This is a genomic window from Pseudomonas fluorescens, from assembly GCF_902497995.1.
GTDB classification, from domain to species: Bacteria; Pseudomonadota; Gammaproteobacteria; order Pseudomonadales; family Pseudomonadaceae; genus Aquipseudomonas; species Aquipseudomonas fluorescens_BK.
Genome location: NZ_CABVII010000056.1, coordinates 1 through 1,343 on the forward strand (window position 1 = coordinate 1; position 1,343 = coordinate 1,343).

At 59.9% G+C, this 1,343-nt stretch carries 1 protein-coding gene; it reads right to left on the bottom strand.

Going from position 1 to position 1,343, the window contains the following annotated elements:
* Positions 1-220: 220 nt before the first annotated feature.
* Positions 221-1,279: an IS110 family transposase gene (locus F8N80_RS30865; protein ID WP_150785334.1), complete on the bottom strand. Its 1,059-nt coding sequence runs from the start codon at positions 1,277-1,279 to the stop codon at positions 221-223.
* Positions 1,280-1,343 lie beyond the last annotated feature (64 nt).

Here is a 1,343-nt window from a genome sequence, read left to right on the forward strand (position 1 = left end):
AAAAAAACTGCCGCCCCGTTGCATCTATGTATTAGGCCTATTCGAGGAAGCCGTCATCGGCTTCTGGCCAAAATTGGAAGAGCTCGTGGCATGCCGATTACAGTCAGGCCTCGAAGGCCAGTAGGAGCTTAGGCATCCATCCACGCCGGTCTTACCAGGGGTCAATGTTTTTTTAGCAACAGGTTGGTCAGTAGGTACCTCGGTGGCAGAACTCGGTGGATCAGTGGCTCATCGTCGCTTGCTGGCCATCGGCGGGCTGGCGACGATAAGTCTGGTCATTCTGTAAAAGCACCCAGACGATGCGCAGGTTGCGATTGGCCAACCTGATCGCTGCGTCCTTGCGGCCCAGTCGGCTCATCCAGCGCAACAAACGGCGGTCGTCGGGATGTTGCGAATCAGGTCGCAACTGCTGCAATACCGCGTGGGCACCCTGGATCATCAGGCTGCGCAAATAGCTATCGCCTCGCTTGGTCATATCCCCCAGCAGAACCGTATTCCCACTGCTGTGCTGATCGGGGACCATGCCGAAGTACGCGGCGAACATTCGAGCATCAGCAAAGCGCTCAGGCTTGGTTTCCTTGGCCACCAGCGCCGTAGCGGTGATTGGGCCGATGCCGCGCACGGTCATCAACCGTTTGGCTGTCTTGTCGGCGTTCGCGGCCACTTCCAGGCGTCCCGTCAGGACGTTGATGCGCTCGCCCAAATGGCGCCACTCAGCCAACAGTTCATCGATCAGCTCACGCAACATGGCAGGCACCGGCTGGGTGGCATCCTCCAATATCCGCGGGATTTTCTGGCTGATCGCAACGTCGCCCTGTGCCAGCGCAATCCCGTGTTCGAGCAGCAGGCCACGCATCTGATTGCTCACGGCGGTGCGGCGACGCACGTAGCCTTGACGGGCACGATGCAATGCCTGCATGGCCAGCGCCGCGACAGTTTTGACCGGCACTGCGCAGATCTTTTCGTCGCGACCGGCGCGCAGGATTGCCAGCGCATCGTTGCGATCATTTTTAGGGCCGCTGCGATGCTTGGCCACCAGACCGGCAGGCAGGATGCGCGCCAGATTGCCTTGATCCTGCAGCTGCCGGGCCCAGGCTTGAGCGCCCGGGCCGGTTTCCATCAAGACCACGACATGAGGCGGCAGCTGGCGGAGAAACTCGTAGAACGCCTCGCGCGACTTGATCCGCTGCTCGTAATGCACCTTGCCGAGGGCGTCTTCGCCGGCCAGCTGGAAAACATGCTTGGCCAGGTCGACCGCCACGGTAGTGCAGGCCGACAAATCGGCAGAAGACAATGATTGATCAATCGAAGTATGCTTTTTCATGGACTCGCCCTCGCTGTCG